The sequence below is a fragment of the Streptomyces sp. NPDC044061 genome (assembly GCF_056434305.1).
Genome location: NZ_JBWKFL010000067.1, coordinates 1 through 17,228, shown reverse-complemented (window position 1 = coordinate 17,228; position 17,228 = coordinate 1). Strand labels below are relative to the sequence as shown.

The following is a 17,228-nucleotide window of genomic DNA, read 5'->3' as shown; positions in this document are numbered from 1 at the left end:
AATGTAGAACGACGCCGTCACCGCCCGCTTGCCGTTCTCCGGATTTACTGTCCGAGGACGCAGCGCGGCGACGGCCTTCGATAGAATCCGCCTTGTCTGCCCCTCCCAAACACCGTCGGTGCCTCCTTACAGGGCGCTACTCGAGGGCGTTATGACGGGCAGCAGCGGACCGAAGTTGACGCTGCGATCAGCCTCCCTGAGGATGCGAGCGGCCGCAGAGTTCACCTCAGCCAGTACATCACCCCGTTCCGCGACGAGCCTGTCGTAGATCGGTGCGTCACCCCAGACACGCCGGATGCCGTCCTGCTGACTCACTGCCCTGTCCCTTCCTCGCCTGTACAAACGGCTAAGAGCTATCACGTAATGCGGACCGGGACGTGTTTCCCGCGAGGGGTACTTGGTTTACCGGATGTCGAGCTTGAGGTTGTGGAGTGCGGGGACGCCGGAGAGGGTGTGGTTGATGGCCTCGCCGCGGCGCCTGCATTGGCGGAGGAGATCGGGTGGACATCGCCTCACTACGTGATGATTCTTAGCGAGTGTACGGGTGGAGCAGGGGGCCCAGTTGTTCCACAGCAGCATGCGACCGCCCGCTGGGGCATCCGGACTCGACAGCACCACACTGCCTGGCATCGCGCCACCACAGGAACAAACCGGATGCCTGTATGGCAGGCGGGCATAGTGGACTGACAAACTTCTGCCACCCTTCTACGAATGGACGGCCCTGCGTGACGAGCGCGCACACCACAACCCCTATCGAGCGCGTCCCCGGGCGGGCCTGGACGATCCGGCTCACCGGACGCAGCGACCGCTCAGCCACGGTCTCCTGCAGCAACACCGCGTGCCAGATGCCGCCCTCTTCCAAGGAGCTTGCGGCCCTGCGAAGGTTCGCCGCCCAGCACGCGGCCGCACACGCGAAGGCCGCCACCGTCCGCTCCAACGCCTGGTGCCACTGCGGCTCCCGGCAGTGCGCTTCCCACGCGGACAGCAAGACACCCTGCGGCGCGGGCGCCGTGGTGCTCATCCTGCGGCACGATGCCACCGTGGGCCGCGTCTGGAAAGTCGAGGAGGTGTGCGAAGCCTGCGCCCGGCTGCTTCCCGATACCACCATCGTCACCCGCGCGGACCGTGCCAGGCGCACCGGCGAACCGTCCACGGCGCAGGTGCCGGCCGCCCGGCCGGGTGTGCCCGGTGGCTTCTCCTCGCCCGCCGCCGGATCCCTTGAGAGCCCTGCCGCACCCGCACGGCGGCGCGGCCGCACCGCGCAGCGGCCGCACGCCCGTCGCGCGGGCGGGGGACGCTGAGCAGTGGGGGTCGACCTGCCTGGGCCCGGCCCCGGAGACATTCCGCGTCGTCCCCTCCAAGCAGGACGACGCGACCGACGACCGCCTGAGCCCTCCCGCGTCCCGTGCGGCCCCCGCTCGGCTAGGCGTCGTGGGAACGTTGAGTCCTGGGGGCACCGCTGGCCAGCGAGGCGTGCCCAGCCCAGAGACGTCCGCGGCGTAGTCGTAGTAGCTCGGTTTGGCGGGTTTGTTTCTCTTCGGCGTCTCGCGGGCCAGGCAGGGGGGAAGCAAACCTCAGACCACTGACCTGGCCCGAACTCGGTCGCCAAACGGCGCGCCTGCCAGCGCACGAGTGGGAACCATACGGGGCCGGTGTCGGGCGAAGTCCTGTATGCGGGGAGTGCTTCCTTGTCCGGGAAGGGGTCGGGGCCGCCCGTGCGATGTCGTGTCCGCCACCCGGCGAGTGTCGCGACGCAGACGGCCTCTACGGATTCGATCAGCTCAGTGATCACCGAAAGCAGTGGCCGAGGTCGGCATCGTTGACGGCGGGGGGAAGCGCCTGGGAAGCGAGGCCGGCGCCCGGGTGATCGTTGTGCTCGGGTGGGGTCTGCTCGCGTATCGTCCGTGGGATGATTGATGTCACCGCGGCGGCCCGAAGCGATATCGCCAAGAGCGTGCTCGGAGAGTTGATCGGGGTCTTCGGCCTCGGAGACGTGCGGGAGCGACGCTACCTCGCTGACGGGCTGATGAACGCGAACTGGAGGCTGGACACCTTCGCCGGGAGGTTCGCTCTGAAGCGGGTCACGGATGTCTCGCTGGACCGGTTGCAGCGGAATCTCGGCGTGCTGGCGGCCCTTGGCGCCGACGGTGTCCCGGTGAGTGCCCCTGTCCCCACGATCTCGGGGGCGCTGGTGGCGCAGGTCGACGGTGGCGCCTGGTGCCTGTTCCCGTGGGTGGCCGGCTCCCATGTCCGGGGTGTTGATCTCACCTTGGCCCAGGTGAGCGCACTGGGCGTGCACCTGGGACGCCTGCACGCGAGTCTGGGCAAGGCTTGCGGTCGAGGGCTGCTGCCCGGGGTGTCAGAGACGATCACCTCAGACGTCACGTCGCCGGAGCGGGCGGTGGAGAAGGCCGAGCGCCTGTCCGCGGCCGTACGCGACAAGGGCACAGGCAGCGACTTCGACAAGGAGGTCGCTGCTGCCTTGGACCGTCGGCGGGCCCTCGTGTTCAAGTACGCCGATCATCGTTCGCGATCTGCGACACCTGAGGGTGATCACGGGTGGACGCATGGCGACGTGCAGTACCGGAATCTGCTGTGGGAAGGCGGGGAACTCGCCGCCGTCCTGGACTGGGACCGGGTTGCGGTGCGCCCGTACGCGGAAGAGGTCGTACGGACGGCGCAGGTGCAGTTCGGGGTGGGCGGGATGTTCGACCTTGCCCGGGTGTCTGCGTTCGTCCAGGGGTATCGGTCGGTGGTGCCGCTGGAGCCGTCTGCGCTGGTGGACGGTGCTCGTCGCCTGTGGTGGAAGCGGATGACGGACTTCTGGCAGCTAGAGTTCCACTACGACCGTGGTGACTTCTCCTTCGATGAGCTGTTCACTGCGGACGAGGCGTTGCTGCGCTGGTGGACGGATCGGCTGGATCAGGTCGAGGACGTGTTCGCCGCAGGGTAGATCCCGAGGTGTTCGAGGTCCGGCAGGCGGGGGCGGGTGAAGATGGTCGCTCGTCGGCGCGCCTACTCCCCCAGGGTGTGGTGGTCAGTGGCGCGGATGGCCTCCGCCCACTTTCCCGAGCCGGCCTCGGCGGGAAGCACGATGCCGCGTTGCCTATGGCTTCGGGGATGCCGCCCCGGTCGGTGCCGATGCTCGGGGTCCCGTGCAGTGCGGCTTCGATGATCACGCGGGGGAAGGCGTCTTGCACCGTGGACGGCACGAGCAGGAGGCGGTGGCTGAGGTAGAGGGGGCTCATGTTGTAGACCCGGGGCACGTAGGTGACGTTGGGGTACCGGGCGAATTGTTCGGCGGTGCTCCACCAGCCTTCCACCAGGGTGAAGTGCTGTTCGGGTAGGCGGTGGATGAGCTGGTGCAGGAGGTCGGCGCCTTTCGCCGGGATCGGATTGACCATGAGCACGGCCCTGGCTCGCTCGCGGCGGTGCTGGCCTGGCCTGGGCGGCGTGAAGGGCGGGTACAGGACGGACAGCCGTGTGCCTTCGGTCGGGGGCGCTTGCCGGAGAACGAATTCGGAGACGGCCAGTCCGTGGTGCGGGCGACCGGCGAGGACGCCGAGTCCCGCCTTGGAGACCGAGTGCAGGATGCCTGCGACGAGAGCGGCGGGCCGGGCTTGGACGGCGATGTCGGCCGCGCCTTCCTGCGAGGTGAACACCACATCCGGGCGTGCCTGGGTCAGCAGGCCCCGGAGCGCTGACGTGATCCGCTGCTGCGGTACGGCGAGGCATTCCACTCCGTTCCACCTGTAGCGCAGGCCCTCCTGGGTCGCCTCATACGCGGTGTTGTGCTCGTCGAGGAAGGTCCGCATCTGGGCGGTCTGTGGGGCTTCGTCCCAGGGTGCTTGGTGGGAGCCGAGGTAGACGGTTCGCCATCCGGCTGCCGCGAGTTCTTCGGCGAGGAGTTGCTGGGTGACCTCGGCTCCGCCGATGAGGAACGGTGGTGGGGTACGTCGCCAGGCGAAGAGGGCTGTGGGCATGGGCCGGTCACCTGGCCCAATACGTGACGAGGGCTTCCACCGCGTGCGCGACTGCCTCCTCGCTGGTGTCGGCGGGGATGACGGTCACCTCCCGCGTCACCGGTGGCTGCGCTGCGGAGACGAAGTAGTCCCGTGCGTGGGCGAGGAACGCTGGCTCATGGAGGAAGTACTCGGACTCGGCCGCCGTGTGCCCGGCCGCCTTCCGTCGCAGGGCCAGCTCTTCGGCCAGCACGTCGAGGTAGAGGGTGTGGTGGGGACGCAGGAACGGCAGCTCCTGGAGGCGGTCGTGCAGGCGGTGGTGGAGGTTGTAGCCGAACAGAGCGTCGAGCGCGTGGGCGTGGGCCAGGAGGGTGTCCACCGAACGATCGAGGAGGACGGCGGGCTTGGCGTTGTCGAGTGCCTTGCGCACGCGAGCGCCTTCGATGTCCATGAATGTCTCGAACGCGGCGAGCTGTTCGGCGGCCGATGCGGTGCGGGCGGGTGGGATGTCGGTGTGACGGGCGATGGTCTGGACGTAGCAGTCCGAGACGAAGGCCCGTTCCTCGATGCCGCGCTTGCGCAGGTAGCGAATGGCGGTGGACTTCCCGGCGTACGAGGGCCCTTCGAGCGCGATGATCTTCACAGCGACTCCGTCCGGTAGAAGCGTTCCGCGAAGGCTCTCGTGCCGCTCAGGAGGTCGGACGCCGTGGTCCACGCGTGCCGGATCGGCCGGTACATCTTCCGGGCGGGGTGCATCTGCGAGCCGTGCATGTGCAGGACCGTGGTCTTGTCGAGGGTGACGGGGGTGATGTCGACGAGCTCGGGGAGCAGGGAGGGGCCGGTGCGTGCTCGGAAGAGGTGCTGGTCGCAGTCGGCGAGGGCGTAGGTGGGCCAGAATGCGAGGTCTTCCCAGAACCAGCGACATCCGAGTCGTACTGCTGCGGCGTGTACGAGGAGGTGGTCGGGGTGGCGGGTGACGGCGGCCGGGGCGAGGAGTTCGGCGTCGGGGTGGGCTTCGACGATCTCGCGGAGTTCGTCCGTGATCCGGCCCAGGCGGTGTGGATCGAAGGGGCGGTAGGGGGGTTTGGCGTCCTGGTGGCCGAGGAGGATGCGGTTGGCCGCGAGGGGTGTCAGGGCGGCGGCGCCTTCCCGGTTGCGTAGGGCGGATACGGCGCACTCGGTGCCGTAGGCGGTTTCCAGGGCTGGGTGGACGCTGGTGGAGCGGGTGAACACCGTGGCAACGGTGAGCGGTCGGGGATGGGCGAGGAAGGTGCCGGAGGCGGACAGGGCGAAGTCGTCGTGGTGCGGTTCGATGGCGAGCACCGGGCGGCCGGCGGGGCGGCGCATCCCGATGAGGTAGCGGTGCCCGCTGTGCGGGGCGTTGAGCTCGATGATCTGGTGGTCGTGCGTGCGGTGGCGTTCGGACAGGTGCTCGGTCCACTGCTGGTGGGCGTGCATGAGGTCGTCGGGGAAGGTGTAGATCCCTTCCGCGTCCGGTACGGGCGGCGTCACGGTCATGGTGGGCTCCGGGGTCATCGGACGGTGGTCTGGTACCAGTGGCGCCACATGCGCGGGGAGTTGAGCCGCAGCCGGGCGGTGACGGGGTTCTGCCACCACAGCATCCGGAGGCTGGACCACTGGTCGTAACGGCGGGTCGAGGGGCGTACGCGCAGCTCGTCGAGGATCACGACCGGTGCGTTCTTGCTGCGTCCGTGGGTTGTCAGGCGGTGGAAGAATTCGACGTCCTCGCTCATGAACAGGTCGTCGCGGTATCTGCCGATCTCCTGGAAGGCGGCGGCCGTGGCGAACTGGGCGACGCCTTGTGCGCTGCCGTGCGTTTCTCGGTAGTGGTCCCAGTACGCGCAGAGCAGCCGCGCGCCGAGCCGCTTGGGGGTGTACAGGGGCGGGATGGCGCCGCCGACGGCGCCGCAGTCCATGGCGGTGGCCGCTGCGGTGATCGCCTCCATGGGCAGGGCGACATCGGCGTCCGTGAAGAACAGGTTGCGGCCGTGAGCGGCAGCCGCCCCGGTGTTGCGTACTCGGGCGATGTTGCGGATGGTCTCGCTGATCACTCGGACGCCGAAGGAGTCGGCCATATCGGCGGTGGCGTCGGTGGAGGCGTTGTCCACCACGATCACTTCTCCCCGCTCACCACTTGTCTCCTGCCACCGTTCGAGGGAGGTGAGGACGGTGGGGAGGTAGCGGGGCAGATATGCCGCTTCGTTGTGGGCTGGGATGACCACGCTCAGTGCAGGGCTGGTCATCGGGCTGTCCTTTCGCTGCGGGCCGTGCGGAAGAGGTGTGGTGTCTGGCGGCCCAGGTCGGCCAGGCGGTCCGACCACATGGAGCGGCTCGTACCGGGCGAGGCATGGACCCAACAGCGGACGGTGTGAATGACGACCCAGGCCGCAAGCCGTGAGTGGTCCAGAGGGTGCCGGTAGGCGTCGATCAGCGTGTGCCGGTCCCACGGTGTGCGGGCCGCGGTCATGACGAGGGCGTGGGCGACGTCTGCCTCCCGCTGGCCGGGTGCGGCATCGGTGAAGTCGACCAGGTAGCGCGTGCCGTGCGGGCCGGAGAGGACGACGTTGTCGAAGTGAATGTCGCCGTGGCACCACACACGGTGTGCTCTGTCCGGTGTGTCGGCGATGACGGCGAGAGCGGGGCCGATCTGGGTCAGCAATTCTGGTGGGCAGCGGCGGGCCAGGGAGGAGACCGAGTCGAAGAACGGGCGGCGGGGAACTGCCTGCGCAACCGGTGCTCGGTGCAGGCGCGCGAGGAGGTCGCCGAGGTCCTTGAGGGCTTGGGCGTGCGGAATGTGGCCGGAGCGTACGAAGGCCCCCAGTGTGTGACCGCCGAGGTCGCAGGTGATGAGCGCGGTGGCTCTTTCGCTGGAGATGGAGCCGCTGCCGAGCACCTGCGGAACAGGTACAGCCACGCTGGCCGCGCGGACGGCGGCCTCGGTCAGCGCGTTGCGGCGGGCGGTGTGGTCGTACAGCTTCACGATCACGCTGCGGCCGTCGCGGAGGCCGGTCCGGAACACGGCCGTCCGGGAGCCCGCCGACAGGCGCTCAGCGGTCCGGGCGGGTGTCCCGAGGAGGGTGCTGCACGCGCGGGAGAGCATGGCGGGCGGCTGGGTCATCGAAGCCCCGCCGGCTCGGGATGGGCGGCGCCCAGCGCGCGGACGTGCCGCAGGGTCCGCTTCAGGAGAGTGCGGTACTCCCGCACGTCGTCCGTACCGGGACAGCCCGCCTGCCACGGTTTCTCCGGGCCCACGAAGTGGATGAGGCGGGCGGCCGGGTCCGGCCGTAGGGGGCGGGTGACGACGCGGCGTACCCAGTCGCCGCGTTCGAGGTACCGGCCTACCTCGAACCGGTTGTACGCGGCGTCGGCCGCCCGCACGCGGCCGGTGTGGAGGAGCCACAGCGCCCGCACGCGGCCGGTGTGGAGGAGCCACAGATTCAGGGCGTCCTGGTCGTTGTGGAGGATGTGCCGCCGGTGTCTGGCCAGGGCCTGCTGGACGCCGTGGCGGATACGTGGCAGATCGGCGGTGTGAGCCCACAGGAGACCGGCGTTGTAGTAGGGGCGGTCCCTCAGACGCGGCCAGCGTTCCGCGGCGCCCGGCAAGGCTGGGCAGCGGCCGACTGCAGGGTTGAACTCGTCGCGTACGGCGCCGACCTCGCCGGGGCGGAGAGCGTGGAGCGGGATGGTCAGGTCGCCACAGACCAGGACGTCGGCGTCCACGTAGATCAGGTACGGGCGGCGGACGAACTCGGGAGCGAACTCGAAGCGCAGATAGGTAGTGACGGTGATGTACGAGGCATCCGCCATCCGCGCGGAGCGGAGCGGGGAGCGGCGGGCCAGGGCAAAGGAGCCGAAGCCGACCCGTTTGGCGAGGTGGGCCAGGAGTTGCACCTGGGGCGCTCCGAGGTCGAAGGAGAGGAAGCGCAGCGCTGCGGCCTTGCGGGCGCGGGGGCTGAGGCTGTCCGCCAGGGAGGTGATCGTGGCGAGGCCTGGGGTGAGGTAGTGCCGGTCGATGCAGATACCGAATGCGTACACAGCGGGTCCGCCTTCCGGACGTGGTCTGGGGAAGTGATCTGGTGATGAACTGTGAGTCGTCAGCGCCCGCCTGCCCTGCGGCTGAGCTGGCAGCGAAGGGCAGGGGCTAGAACGAGCGGGTGGCCTCGTCCGGGCTGGCGCCCGGTTGGCTGACCGTCGGCTGCTGGCTGGCGGAGAGGTCCTGATGGTCGTTGGCAATCAGCGTGCCGAACGTGACTACCGCAGCGAGGTGGCCGGTGAACCATACGCCGACGCAGAACCGCTCGACAGAATCGACGACCCCACCACGGGCCTTGTCGCGGCTGCGCATCAGGTGGCCTTCTCTCGGCTCAGGCGTTCTGTGCGCGTCTCGATGACGTGGAGGATGTCGGGCTCGTCCGTCTCCCACTGAGTCGTGGGACTGCCCGACACCGGACGCAGGACCCAGTCGGTGCCCTTCCTGATGTCGGTGACGATGGCGTGACGTCCGTCTGCGTCCTCGACCAGGTCACCGACCTCCGCCCGTGCCCGGGTCACGAGGCGGCACCTGGCACGAGATCGCCCCACAGCCACCAGCCCGAGGAGACTTCGAGCAATATGCGGCGGCGTTCATGTTGCCCCGGGGTCTGGCGGGCCGGTGGCGTCGCCTCGGCAAGGAAGCCGCCCCGGTCACGAATGAGTACGCCGAGCGCGGCGAACCGCCCAGCGTCTTCAGCCAGATGAGAGATTCCCGCGACGACGACGCCGCGGACCAGCCCGGAGGACAGCGCGCTCGTGACAGCCGCCCAAGCCGGGCGGACGACCAGTGGCACGCACGGGTCGTCGTCGGACCAGGTGCCAGCCACATGCCAGTGCCGGGCGTCGGCGTAGTGGCGTGCGCGGCGCTCGGCCTCGCGGACAGCGGCCGATTCGGCCACACAGGAGTAGACGGCAACCGGCACGTGTCCGAGGCCGCCGGATGGGGATTTCGGCATGCAGTCAGCGTGCTGTCGGTGGTGTGCCCGGGACAGGCACGGCTCGTGGCGGCGCCACGAAGTCATGACGCGACGGACTGCCACTTCCCGTGCTCCTGCACGCTCGTCCTCCAGCAGGACTGCAACAGAGCGTGGCAGTCCTGCTGGTGGCGGCTGTGAGAGCTGCTATGGCGCGTGGCGGTGGCCGTCAGCGGACGGCGAGGGGCACACCGGCCGCATGGGCGAGCCCGCGGAGCCGCGCGACGGACACGCCGACGAGGCGAGAGATGATCACTCCGGGCAGCATTTGGTGCCGCACCCACCCCGGCGCCATGCCGCAGACCTTTTCCAAGGTGTCAGCCGCCTGGTCCCACCGACGGCACTCCACGTGCGTCAACGCCACGTCGAGGCCGAACCGGGCCCGAGTGGCGAGGGGCACAGTGTCGTCCAGCTGGACTGTGTCCATGAGCCGGAGCGCACCGCCGGTGTCGCCGAGGGCAACGGCGATGCTCATCGCCTGCGTGGCGGCGTAGAGCGGCCCGAATGGTTGGGCATGCCGACCACGAGCATGCTCCGCCCCGAGGCGGGCGCCGACCGCATGCGCCTGGGAGAGGTACTCCCGCGCGGAATCCGGCGAGGCGCCACCCCGGGACGCGGCAACGGCAGCGTTCGTGACGAGCTGCCCGTACACCGACAGCCGGTCTGGATCGTGCTCGGACATTTTCGGCTCGATGCGGTCGGCCTGAGCGGCAGCGAGCGCGAACCCTTGCACCGTGCGCCCGTCGCGGAGATTCACCCAAGCCGTGGTGGCGGCCAGGTGGGCATCCCGCAGATCGTCGCCGGCCTGCACAGCGATCTGCCGGCCGTAGGTGAGCGCCGCATAGGCCAGATCCCGTGAACCCCACACGTTTGCGGCCATCCCAGCAGTCTGGAAGACATCGGCCAGGACGCCGGCCGCGGCCTCCCGCGCATTGGGGGCCGCCGCGTCGTATCGGGCGCGAGCTTCGGGCAACAATGCGCCGAGCAGCGCACCGAGTTCGGTGTAGCGGCCCGCCCAATAGGCCGCGTCAGCACGCCGAAGGACACCATGGAGCTCTTCGACGGTGCCCGGCTCAGTGTCGGTGGGGATGCCGATCGCGGCATCGTGCGTGGCAGCAGACAGCGCGCGCAGCGCTGCACGCTCGTCGCGGTCCATGGAGCGACGAGGCGCCTGCTGGCCGAGGAGCACGGCGATGTCCGTCCCAAGCGCAGAGGCAATGGACAGAAGCGAAGGAAGGGAAGCGGTGCCGCCGCGTTCCAGCTTCCGCACAACACCCACGGAGACGTTGGCGGCCTCCGCCAACTGCTCCTGCGTCATGGCACCGCGCAGCGTCTTGAGCCGGTCAGCGGTGCTGTATTCGGACCATTGCATGCCAGCAACTCCTCCCCGATCGGCCGAACACGGACCGTACCCACTGCTTACGACCGGCAACACCCATGGGCACTACAGGAACGGTGAGTTGGCTGGAAGTCGCCGTTAGACGGAAAGCGCGGCGCTCACACCGAGGAGCGCCTCGAGCTCGGCTACCGTAGCCGCTTCGTCCGTCGCGAGGACGGTGGTGATACCGAGGGCCTCGGCAGGTGCGAGGTTCCGAGGGTGGTCATCAACGAACGCGCATGCCTGCGCGGGAAGCCCGAGCCGTTCCAACGCCAGCTCATAGATGGCAGGGTCGGGCTTCGCCATGCGGACCTGCTCCGAGATGACGTGCACATCGAACAGGCCCCAAACCCCGCTTTGCTCGTACGGGTTGAACGGATCCGTGCCGAAGCTGTTCGACAAGAGAGCGAGACGGTATCCCGCACTCTTGGCCGCGCGCGCGAGCGCGGCCATACGCCGGGCTGCAGGCACCGCGGACCATGCACGCCCCATCAGGTTGTCCGGTGCGACATGGGCACCGAGAAGGGCCGCGGTGCGCTTGTTCCACTCCGCCTGGTCGATCTCACCGACCTCCAGCGCCGCGTACAGCCGCCGGCCTTCAGGGTCATCGTTGAGGGTGGCACGCCACGCTTCCGGGGGAAGCCCTTCCGACTCGCACCACGCGCGGTGCACGGGAAGCGGATCGGCCGTCAACACTCCCGCGAAATCCAGGATGAGCCCATGCTTGGCTTGACGGTCCGTGGTACTCATGGGCTGCGGCATGCTGCGAGCTCCCTCTCTTGGCCTCACGAAGACGCTACCGCGCGCCGAGAACGCGGATGCCGACAAGCCTTGCACTTCCCCGGACGACTGCTGTATCCACATGGCGACCACCCTGATTAGCGCCGATGCATCCGAGGCTGCTGCGGCAGCGGTGGCGTAGAGGTTCGTGCGGCATGGCGGGCGTTGACAGCGGGGCTCGGTGCGTGGCGTTGGCCGAGGTGCTGGATACGCCAGGTCAGCGCCCGGGCGGGCTGTGGGCATCGTCCAGCATGCGCTGGCTGATCGCTCGGTCGCGAAGCCTGGCTGCTTCGTGCCCCGCTGCTTCGCCCTCGGCGAGCACAGCGACGATCGCTTCCCATGCACGGTCTTGAATGATCCTCGGCGTGCTCGGGTGTGGCCAGTCGTAGGTGGTGGACATAGCGGTACTTGGTCTGCAGGGTGGGTGCTCGGCTGAGGAGGTCGGCCAGGACCGGTTCGGTAATCTGTGCGCACACGGCCTGTAGCTGAACCAGGGTCTGTTCGGCTGCTGCCTGCTGTTGGATTTGCTGGCGGGTGCGGTGCCCGTGCAGCGCGTAGGACGGCGGTGAGTGCGGCGTCGATCAGCATGACCAGGCCGGCGCCGTCTCCGCGGTGTGCGGCATCGCGCCCGACGGTGCTTTGCAGCCGCAACAACTGGGTGTACACCCAGCTCTCGCGCCGCTCCGCGTGCGGCCTGCCCAAGGGCAACCGGGGCTGGGTGCGCCAGGACGGACTGCTGGAGCTGGCCGGCTGACCCCAGGTCCGCGACGGGCTCGCCGTGTCCAGGTGACGACAGGCACCAACCCCACGGCGGCCGCGCTCCACGGGACGGGAGGCCTCCCCGTGGCGGACAGCCCGCGACCGCGCACCATCACCGCGGCGGCACCCGGAGTGGGGTGTGCGCCGCGTGGCATGTCAGGCCGCCCGCCCGCCACGGTGAGCCTCCTGCTGGCCGGTTGACCGCCGGCCGTTGCTGTGGGCGAACGGCCGAGCACCCTGGTCCTCGCGGGCTCCGCCAACCTCGACTGTGCCGCCCTATGGGGTCGTGAGGCGGACCGGCGAGGGAGGACGCCACACCAGACGTTGGGACTTGGCCCACAGCGCCGACCGCTGCCGGGGAAGCGGCGTTGAGGCGGTGCTCGGTGGCCTGCTGGGCTGTGCCACCAGCGGCCCTTCCCCGTGCTGCTGCCACCGCCCGCACGGCGTGCACCCCTGACGAGCCCGCCGTGCGGGCGGCCCCGCCAGACACCCCGAACTTTCCTTGCAGAGGCAGGCAGGCGATGGCCCACGTGCGGGTCCACGACGTTCCCCGCACCACCTCGGCGCCAGGCCCCGCCCCCCGGCCGCCCACCGTCCATGTTCCTGCCCGCCCCGCGGTGGCGGCGCCGCGTACCCGGCCGACCTTCCGAGCTGTGCTGCGCCACCGCTACTGCAGCCGCCTTCTGATCGCCTCGGTGGCAGGACGCATGTCCCTGGGCATGACGCCCGTCGCTTTGATCCTGGCGGCACAGGCGGACGGCCATGGCCTGGCCACCGCCAGCCTGCTCGCCGCGCTCTACGGCGTCTCCCCAGCCCTCGGACTGCCCCTGCTGGGGCGGCTGGCCGACCTACGCGGCCTGCCGCTGCCGTGCCACCTGGGAGCCGCGCTGGTCGCGGCGGCCTTGAGCGCGGTGGCCCTCGTGGGCACCACCAACCTTGCCTTCACCGCCGTGTGCGTCGCCCTGGCCGGAGCCGGATGCCCGCCGCTGGAGGGCGGTTTGAGGTCGTTGTGGCACACCGTGCTTCCCGACGCCGCACATGTGCGTACCGCCTACGCTCTGGACTCCACCACTCAGGAGATCGTCTACGTCGCCGGGCCCGCCCTCGCGGTCGCGACGGCCACCTGGCTCTCCCCGGCCGCGGCCCTCGCACTGGCGGCCGCCGTCACCCTGGCCGGCTCCCTCGCCTTCGCCACTACCCGACCCGCCCGCACCTGGCGCGTTGTGCCCCGCCGCCGCGACCCGCTGGGCGTACTGCGCCCTCCCGCCATGCGTCCCCTGCTGGTCTCGCTGGTCTTCCTCGGCGGCACGATCGGCGCCCTCGACGTCGCCGCGATCGCCGTCGCCAAGCGGCAAGACGCGTCATGGCTGGCCGGCACGCTGCCGGCGACGTTCTCGGCGGCCGGACTGCTCGGCGGCGTCGTGTTCGCCCGCCTCCAGCCCGCAACCGCGCCGAAGCCCCGTCATCTCCTATGGCTGGCAGCCGCGTTCACGGCCGGGTGGCTTCCCCTGCTCGCCCCCCTCCCGGCCCCGGCCGTTCTCGCTCTGGCGATGCTGCCGGGCGCCTTGTTCGTCCCGCTGCTGACCGTGGCCAGCCTGACCGTCACCGCGCTCGCGCCACCGGGCACATCGACCGAGGCGATCGGCTGGATGTCCAGCGCGATCCGCCTGGGCGTGGCCGGTGGCACCGCCCTGGCCGGCCCGCTGGGCGGGCACTTCGCCGTCCCGCTTATGGCCGCAGTCCTGTGCGTGCTCCTGCTCTCGGCCCGCACCACGCCCGCGTCGACACTGGCCGCCGTGTGAGAGGGAGCGGACCGCAGAGGGGTGTTCCCACCTGCCGGAACGGCATCGGCGATCGCTGTGCCGGGCCCTGAGACGTATCGGCCGCACAGCGGCCATGGGGCCCGTCCGACTTTCAGGCTCCCTGGCATCACTACCAAAGCAGGGAGACTGCAGTGACACTCGCATCCGTACTCCGCCGCCCCTTTGCCGGGCATCGCCTGCGCGGCGCCGCCGTCGCCACCGCGGTGGTCGCGTCGTCCGTTCTCGGCCTCTCGACCGTGGGGGCCGCGCCCGCGTCGGCGACGACCAGCTCCAAGGCGTGCACCAAATGGGTTCGGCTTGACACCCGGGTCACCGCCAACGTCAACTTCCGCACCGGGCCCGGCCGCCACTACACCAGCCTCGGACTACTCAACAAGGGGCAGGGCATTTACTGGGCCTGCTACAAGGGCAACTGGGGCTACGTGAAGCCCTACTACGGCGCGCACAAGGGCCAGCACGGCTGGGTGAGCCGCGACTACATCGATGTACCGATGCAGACCGACTGACGCCGTCCCCCCACAAGGGACCGCGCCTTGGCACACCCTCGATGTGTGCCGAGGCGCGGGCCGTTGCGCTACAGGCCGCAGGCCGCGCCCTTGAAACGTCTCGGCAACGCTGAGCGCCCCCGACCGGCAGTGACGGTCGTCCGGGCGAGTTTGTCCCGCACCCCAGACCACTGCACCAACTCCTTTCCCACCCCTACAGGGATAAGTGAATTTCGCCAGCTTTCATCCCTGGCGATCCTGGGTCGCTGCTGCTGAGATCGCCCCTGTCCGAACGATGCTTCACCTTCCCGTCCAAGTACGTCCGGCCGTGCGCCCTTCCCGGCGAGTACCTCGTCGGGCGCGCGTTCGCCTCGGCCGCGGCGCGTCCGTAAGACCGACGCCTTTCCAGTCCACGCGCCCGCCCGGGCCCCTCCCTACCAGCCCGGGATTGGCGCCGACGTGTCCGCGCCGTCCTCCGTACCCTGGCTTCTCCACCAAGCTCGTGAAACGCCATGAACGCACGCCCCGCCCGCACCACCTCGCACCCGGCCTTCCTCGCCGCGGCCGCCGCGCGGCCAGCGCGCCTGGACGCCACCCCCGCGGCGGCCGCACGGCCATGCCGAGCGGATGCCTGCGCCCGGGCAGGACCGCATGACGGAGCGACCAACGCAGATTTCTTCCCGCCCGCCGGGATCCATGCGCGCCCGGCCCTGAATGCGGCTGGCCCCCCCGGCAGCCTGAAGCGCACACATCACGAGGGCGGGTGACACACCGCCCCGGGACGAGGGAGAGACCACCCGTGCCCCACACCGGCCGCCTCTACATCCTGTCCAGCACTCACACTCACCCCTGGATGACCGGTGAGGCAGGTCCCTCCTTCCTGATCCACGACGCGGCCCTGGCGATGCGCTGGTACCTCACCCACGAGCAGGAGGACAACCTGTCGCTGGCCGTGCAGGCCAGCGATGACAACGGCGCCACCTGGCAGCCCCTGCCCGACCATGCGCTCCTCGCGGACACCGAGAGCGCCCTGTCCGCCCCCGACCGGCTCCGCCACGCCGATCACACGGCCCTGCTGCAGGACGCACTGGCCGCGGAGGCCGCCACCTGGCTCGACCGGCGTATCGGCTTCGTCTCCGGCGACGATCCCCGCCCCTGGTGGCCGGACACCCCCGCCCTTGCCGCCTGGCAGCTCGGCGGCCGCGCCTGGGCCCTGGCCATGGGCACCGTCCCCGGCGAGGCGGTACTCACCCACCTCGCAGCCCAGTACACCGATCCCCAGCCCGAAGGCCCCGAAAGGCTCCGCGAAGCCGCCCGCGAGACCCTCGACGCCGTCGCCCTGGCGGAAGCACCCGACAAGGCTCAGGTTCCCGACCTCCTCGACGCCGCTGTTCTGCTAGACCGGCTCACCTTCCACTCCGAAATCAGTCAGCTCCGGGACCGCGTCGACCGGGCCCAGCACCGGTTGCTTGGCCACCTGGCCGCCCGCCTGCCTGAGACCGCCGCCGCGGTGGCCCGGCACCCCGACCCGCAGCACCCTGTGCACCAGGCCGCCCGCACCCTGGTGTTGCAGCTGGCCCGTATCGCCCCCCACCCGGATGCGAGACATCTGCTGGCCGGCGCCCACGAGGCCCTCACCGACGCGGCGGACGCACCCGCCGCCATCCCGGCCGCCCCGCCGCCGCCCACCGCATCACCGCCGCCCGCGATACCCGGCTTCCCCCGGCAGTTCACGGACCTTCAAGCCGCCGCCGCATGGCGGGTTATCTCACCCGTCGCCCGCCGGGAAGCCGACCTGGCCATGAACAACCTGGTGTGGGCCGAGACCTGGCTTCTTCAGGTCACGACCGAAACCAGCGACATCAGCGGCCGCCCAAGCGACGTCAACGGCGCCCATGACCTGCTCGAGCCGGAAGAGGCCCGAGAACGCCAGGAGGACGCCCGCGAGAGCCGCGCGTTCTTCCGCCAACGGCTGGAGGAGCTGAATGCGCGGCACGCGGTGCTGATGCACGCAGCCGTCCTGGTCGACGCCGAACAGGCTGCGAAGAAGGCCAGGCACCAGGCTGCGGTCGCCGCAGCACAGGCCACCCTGTCGCCCGCCGCCCACATCCCCGGCTCCGACGACAAAGTACTCGCGGAGCACGACGCGTTCATGACGCCCATCACTGCGGCCGAGGAGCCCATCGCACAAGCTCTGGGCGAGCAGCGACAGATGACCCGTGACGCCCTGCACCGACTCTTTCCCGCGGCTACCGGCAGCCAGGGCATGGACCGGCTGCGCACCCACCTCGTCGACAACTCCGGCCTCGGCATCCAGCACTACCGCCACGCCTCCCAGGAAATCAGCGACGCACTACGCGAACAAGCCGAGACCGAAGCCTGGTTCGACAGCAAGGACTCCGGCGCCCCGCCGGTGACCGAAGAAGACATCAACGAAGCCCGCGCACGCGTGGAACGCGCCGAGCGGAGCTTCACCGAGCTGAAGTCCAGCCGCACGGACACCCTGCGCGCCATCGAGGCCCTCGACACCGTCGCAAAGCTGGCCCCGAACCCGCCCGGCGGTGCGGCCGCACGCGCTCAACGGATCGCGGCCCAGTCCCGCGAGCGCTCCCAGAAACCCACACCCACGGCCGGCTCCCCACACAGCGACGACCCTGCGGCCGAGCAGCAGCTGCACACGCAGCACGAGCCGACACCGCACAGCCCCGTCCGGAAGGCCTGACGTCGCCCGGCTTTCTCTGCCGCGACCATCGTCGAGAGCCGCATTGCGTATCGGGGGCCGGGTCGCCCTCACGGCGGACGGCCTAGTAGGGCTTGGTCAGGTCGGGTGGTGGTGCGTGTTCTGCGGGCGGGGTGTGGCGTTGAGAGTGTGTGACTCCGGACGAGATTGCTGTGGTGCGTGATGAGTTGGAGACGTTTGCAGGACCAGTGGGTGTTCGGCGACCGCGACAGCGGCGCCTACCTGTTGAAATTCGCCTGGACGAAGATCGTCCGACACCAGATGGTCCATGGCT

The 17,228-nt window shown here is 70.0% G+C and carries 17 protein-coding genes; 5 read left to right on the top strand and 12 right to left on the bottom strand.

Translation table 11 applies throughout. From position 1 onward, the window contains the following. Positions 1-725 precede the first annotated feature (725 nt). Both AC07CM_RS46130 and AC07CM_RS46125 read left to right on the top strand, forming a co-directional pair. Positions 726-1,301, top strand: a complete 576-nt coding sequence (locus AC07CM_RS46130) for a hypothetical protein (RefSeq protein ID WP_478882565.1) — start codon at positions 726-728, stop codon at positions 1,299-1,301. 608 nt (positions 1,302-1,909) lie between these two features. Next, on the top strand, positions 1,910-2,953 hold the full coding sequence (locus AC07CM_RS46125; protein ID WP_478882564.1) for a phosphotransferase: 1,044 nt from the start codon (positions 1,910-1,912) through the stop codon (positions 2,951-2,953). Here AC07CM_RS46125 and AC07CM_RS46120 read toward each other — a convergent pair. From AC07CM_RS46120 to AC07CM_RS46065, 12 genes are all read right to left on the bottom strand, one after another. After that, positions 2,877-3,983 (bottom strand): glycosyltransferase, encoded by a 1,107-nt coding sequence (locus AC07CM_RS46120; protein WP_478882563.1) that lies wholly within the window; start codon positions 3,981-3,983, stop codon positions 2,877-2,879. The two genes, AC07CM_RS46125 and AC07CM_RS46120, sit on opposite strands and share 77 nt — an antisense overlap. 7 nt (positions 3,984-3,990) lie before the next feature. Continuing rightward, a complete protein-coding gene (locus AC07CM_RS46115) occupies positions 3,991-4,605 on the bottom strand; it encodes a hypothetical protein (RefSeq protein WP_478882562.1) in 615 nt (204 codons plus the stop codon). Beyond that, positions 4,602-5,480 carry a PIG-L deacetylase family protein gene (locus tag AC07CM_RS46110; RefSeq protein ID WP_478882561.1) on the bottom strand — a complete coding sequence of 293 codons (879 nt, stop codon included), beginning with the start codon at positions 5,478-5,480 and terminating at the stop codon, positions 4,602-4,604. Before AC07CM_RS46110 ends, AC07CM_RS46115 begins: the two co-directional genes overlap by 4 nt. Positions 5,481-5,494: 14 nt before the next feature. Next, positions 5,495-6,226, bottom strand: a complete 732-nt coding sequence (locus tag AC07CM_RS46105; RefSeq protein ID WP_478882560.1) for a glycosyltransferase — start codon at positions 6,224-6,226, stop codon at positions 5,495-5,497. After that, entirely contained in the window at positions 6,223-7,101 is an 879-nt protein-coding gene (locus AC07CM_RS46100; RefSeq protein WP_478882559.1) for an aminoglycoside phosphotransferase family protein, read from the bottom strand. The genes AC07CM_RS46105 and AC07CM_RS46100 overlap by 4 nt, the downstream gene beginning before the upstream one ends. Beyond that, positions 7,098-8,018, bottom strand: a complete 921-nt coding sequence (locus tag AC07CM_RS46095; RefSeq protein ID WP_478882558.1) for a glycosyltransferase family 8 protein — start codon at positions 8,016-8,018, stop codon at positions 7,098-7,100. The genes AC07CM_RS46100 and AC07CM_RS46095 overlap by 4 nt, the downstream gene beginning before the upstream one ends. Positions 8,019-8,124: 106 nt before the next feature. After that, positions 8,125-8,328 carry a hypothetical protein gene (locus tag AC07CM_RS46090; RefSeq protein WP_478882557.1) on the bottom strand — a complete coding sequence of 68 codons (204 nt, stop codon included), beginning with the start codon at positions 8,326-8,328 and terminating at the stop codon, positions 8,125-8,127. Further along, positions 8,328-8,534 (bottom strand): hypothetical protein, encoded by a 207-nt coding sequence (locus AC07CM_RS46085; protein WP_478882556.1) that lies wholly within the window; start codon positions 8,532-8,534, stop codon positions 8,328-8,330. The genes AC07CM_RS46090 and AC07CM_RS46085 overlap by 1 nt, the downstream gene beginning before the upstream one ends. Then, positions 8,531-8,971 (bottom strand): recombinase family protein, encoded by a 441-nt coding sequence (locus tag AC07CM_RS46080; protein ID WP_478882555.1) that lies wholly within the window; start codon positions 8,969-8,971, stop codon positions 8,531-8,533. The genes AC07CM_RS46085 and AC07CM_RS46080 overlap by 4 nt, the downstream gene beginning before the upstream one ends. 187 nt (positions 8,972-9,158) lie before the next feature. Beyond that, complete coding sequence (locus AC07CM_RS46075; protein ID WP_478882554.1) at positions 9,159-10,361, bottom strand: helix-turn-helix domain-containing protein; 1,203 nt, start codon at positions 10,359-10,361, stop codon at positions 9,159-9,161. A 105-nt stretch (positions 10,362-10,466) separates the two neighbouring features. Further along, complete coding sequence (locus AC07CM_RS46070) at positions 10,467-11,117, bottom strand: HAD-IA family hydrolase (RefSeq protein ID WP_478882553.1); 651 nt, start codon at positions 11,115-11,117, stop codon at positions 10,467-10,469. Between the two features lie 247 nt (positions 11,118-11,364). After that, positions 11,365-11,547: a hypothetical protein gene (locus tag AC07CM_RS46065; RefSeq protein ID WP_478882552.1), complete on the bottom strand. Its 183-nt coding sequence runs from the start codon at positions 11,545-11,547 to the stop codon at positions 11,365-11,367. Positions 11,548-12,427: 880 nt separating this feature from the next. On the opposite strand from AC07CM_RS46065, the gene AC07CM_RS46060 reads away from it, so the two are divergent. From AC07CM_RS46060 to AC07CM_RS46050, 3 genes are all read left to right on the top strand, one after another. Further along, entirely contained in the window at positions 12,428-13,708 is a 1,281-nt protein-coding gene (locus AC07CM_RS46060; protein ID WP_478882551.1) for an MFS transporter, read from the top strand. Between the two features lie 152 nt (positions 13,709-13,860). Next, complete coding sequence (locus AC07CM_RS46055) at positions 13,861-14,235, top strand: SH3 domain-containing protein (RefSeq protein WP_478882550.1); 375 nt, start codon at positions 13,861-13,863, stop codon at positions 14,233-14,235. A 778-nt stretch (positions 14,236-15,013) separates the two neighbouring features. Then, complete coding sequence (locus AC07CM_RS46050) at positions 15,014-16,936, top strand: hypothetical protein (RefSeq protein ID WP_478882549.1); 1,923 nt, start codon at positions 15,014-15,016, stop codon at positions 16,934-16,936. Positions 16,937-17,228: the final 292 nt, after the last annotated feature.